The 3453-nt window shown below is 38.5% G+C and carries 2 protein-coding genes and 1 pseudogene; 1 reads left to right on the forward strand and 2 read right to left on the reverse strand.

The features are described from left to right. Positions 1 to 226: 226 nt before the first annotated feature. Complete coding sequence (locus WBV27_RS08990) at positions 227 to 1828, reverse strand: extracellular solute-binding protein (RefSeq protein ID WP_424201343.1); 1602 nt, start codon at positions 1826 to 1828, stop codon at positions 227 to 229. Between the two features lie 155 nt (positions 1829 to 1983). On the opposite strand from WBV27_RS08990, the gene WBV27_RS08995 reads away from it, so the two are divergent. Next, positions 1984 to 2835: an AraC family transcriptional regulator gene (locus WBV27_RS08995; protein WP_424201345.1), complete on the forward strand. Its 852-nt coding sequence runs from the start codon at positions 1984 to 1986 to the stop codon at positions 2833 to 2835. 131 nt (positions 2836 to 2966) lie between these two features. On the opposite strand, the pseudogene WBV27_RS09000 reads toward WBV27_RS08995, so the two are convergent. Continuing rightward, positions 2967 to 3453 (reverse strand): annotated as a pseudogene (locus WBV27_RS09000) (alpha-glucosidase/alpha-galactosidase); the annotation flags it as partial.

A 3453-nucleotide genomic window follows, 5' to 3' on the forward strand; every position in this document is an offset into this window, starting at 1 on the left:
TCCCAGGGGTCGCCAGCAACCAGATATATCTTTGTCTCATGATAGATTGAGTAAGTGGATCGTTTTTATGACCCAATACATTCTTAAAACTAAATTTCTTTTTTTCTTTCACTATTTCCATTCCTTCCTACTCCAATCCACGGCCCAATTCCTTCGAAGAACAAATACAGGTCCGAATAATAAAAAATAGGGAAGGTACCCTTTAGAGTACCCTCACCCTTTCATATTAAGACTCTTGCCACAATTCCAGTCTTTCTTGATAATTTTTTGTGATGGCTTCTTCTGCTTCTTTCAAGCCTGCCTTCTCCATATCATCCAGCATTTTTTCATATAGAGTGTTTACGTCTGCTTCATTTTCAGCATTGATCATTTTTGGCATTGCTTGTTCAAAAATATCATTAATTTTTTGCCATTTTAATCCCACAGGAGTATTTACATCTGGGGTTAAGTCTTCATAAATTGAGCTATCCCAGTAAGTATCCTGTAAATTTTGAAATGCCATTTTTGATTCGAAAGTACCTCTGTCAATATAGTCAGTTATACGCATAGGTGTATTTTCCGTAGGACCCATATTATTAACAAACCAGGTCCAGCGCGTAATACCCGTTTCATTCGTGGCATTTTCCCTATTTTCTATGAACTTGTTCAATGTTTCTTCTGCGGGAATATATTCACCATTTTCAACTGTATAGTCTTCACCTTCAATTCCCCAAAGCAACAGACTTTGACCTTCTCTGCTTGCCAAAAAATCGATGAGCTTCGTTGCTGCTTCTGGATTTTCACAGTTGTCCGTGATACCGATCGCATCCCAACCTAGAGAACTGCGGCCACTATAAGTTGTCTCGCTAGGATCTACTCCCTCACCAACTACTTTGTATGCAACAAAAACAGCATCTTCTTTTCCAGCCTGTCTGTTTGCATCATTCACGCTTTGGGGATCCCAATAACCACTAACTGAGCCCAGGACATTTCCTGCTGATAATTTTTGATTCTTGAGTGTACTGTTATTCGTTACCCACTCTTTATCCAAAAGATTCTCGCGATACATTTGATTCATAAAAGTAACCATTTGAAGGAAACGAGGATCCTTTGAATAATGTTGCAATTCATTGTCTTTTTCGTAATATGTCTTCAATCCAAACATTCCCACAAGATCTGTTCCAGATTCAGCAATAGTAAGAGGTATTCCTTCTTTACCGTCAACTGTTGCATACTTTTCTTTAAAAGCTCGCATTACATTCAGCATTTCTTCCTGTGTAAAAGGTTCTGGGCTATCTGCTCTCTCTTTTCCTACTAATTCCACCATGTAATCGTAACGCATATTCCAACCCACAACAGGCTGATCGCTAGGACCATACCAGTTGGAGAAATAATAATTTTCTCCGTCACTATTTTTTGTTTTGCTCAGCATGTCTCCATACATCTCTTTTGCATTCGGTCCGTATTCATCAATCAAATCATTCAAAGGAATAAGTGCTTCTGCAGCAATGTATTTATCAACTAGCTCAGAGGTGCGATCCAGCATTACAATATCAGGATAGTCTCTGCTCGATAGCATCAAGGCAAGCTTAGAATTATAATCTCCTGTCGGATTTTGTAGATCTATTTTTACCCCTGTTCTTTTTTCGATTTCTTTTGCAATACGGTCATCAAATTTTTTAGAGCCTGAATTCTTATCAAAAAATGAAATTGTGACAACATCAGAGTCTGCTTGTGAACCTTGGTTGTCGGAACTCTCACTCGTTGATGTTGCTGCAGAACAAGCCGCAAGAGTAGTCCCTAATAGCACCGTCCCCAGCAAACTGTATAACCCTTTTTTTATATTCATTTTTCCTACCTCCTTTTATTAAATATAGTATATCCCCCTATGTAAGCGATTCCTATGTATAAAAGCGTATTTATTATGTAATTAACATTAGATTTATAGAAAAAACAACTAAAAAGTTGTATTATGATATATATAAATAAAAAGGAGGGATCATAATGCTTCCAAACAATAATTTTTTCACGCTTAATCAGGAAGAACTAGTAGATTTAAAGATTTATCAAGTAGGGTCCGAGCGTTGTGAGCCAAATAAGTCTTATGGTCCCATCAAAAGAAATCATTATTTATTCCACTATATTTACCAAGGCAAAGGACACTTTGAGTATACAAATGCTAAAGGTGAAGTAATATCAGCTGCTCTCACAGAGAATTGCGGGTTCCTTTGCTCGCCAGATCAAGTATGCACCTACATCGCTGACAAAGATGATCCTTGGGTATATGCATGGGTTGAGCTGGATGGAATCCATGTAAGTCGATATTTTGCAAACGCAGGACTGACGTATGATTTCGCTGTGTTTAGGCTGAATAATAAACAATACGAAAAAGTCATTAAAGATACACTCTTCTCAATCACTCAGTCCTATCACCACTCCACACTCCAATTTCTATCATATATTTATACCTTATTGGACGCTTTGGAACAGGGCGCATCCAACAAGCGGACTAATTTATTAAGGCAAAGAAATGATGATTATGTGAGAAACGCCATTCTTTTTATTGAACATAACTATAAAAGGGATATCACCATTAAAGATGTTGCGGATTTTTGTCTGCTGAATCAAACTTATCTGGGACGTGTATTTAAATCAGCTACTCAGAAAGGCATAAAAGAGTTTTTGATAGATTACCGTCTCACTAAATCAACTGATTTACTAAGAGATACTAATTTATCCATCAATGAAGTAGCTGCGGACGTTGGATATACAAATCAACTCCATTTTTCAAAGTCTTTTAAACATAAATATCAAATGACGCCTACATCATGGCGCAATATTCATCACGTGGTATGACCAATTGAAAACAAACAAAAAACGAAATGAAGAGCACCCACAGGCTCCTCATTTCGTTTTTTTGTATTTCAAGATATCTGGTGTGTTGTATAGTAAGACGGAGCCGATTGTGCGCGCTCACTCGTCTTTTCTCATTTATAAGTCGGTAGATAATCGCCATGGGCAGCGATCAATTCGTCCACCATTTCTTTTATTTCTGAAATGGATAGTTCCGAGTTCGCATGCGGATCCATCAATGCCGCTTGATAGATTTTGTCTTTTTCAAGTGTCATTGCGGCTTCAACCGTCAATTCCTGAACATTGATGTTTGTCCGGTCCAATGCGGCCAGTTGCGTAGGAAGGTCACCCACATAGGTAGGTTGAACGCCATTCTTGTCCACCAAACACGGAACTTCCACACAGCAATTTTCCGGCAAGTTCGTAATCAGACCCTTATTCAAAACATTCCCGGCAATCACAGTCGGCGTTCCGGTTGTAATCGTATCCATAATATAAGAGGCATATTCGCGGCTTCTTGTGTGTTCCAGCGAACCGTCATTGACGATCTCGTCTCTTTGAGTTTCCCAGCGTTCGATTTGTTCAACACATCTTCGTAAATATTCATCGATCGGGATCTGC

The sequence above is a fragment of the Trichococcus sp. genome, assembly GCF_049589555.1.
GTDB lineage: Bacteria > Bacillota > Bacilli > Lactobacillales > Aerococcaceae > Trichococcus.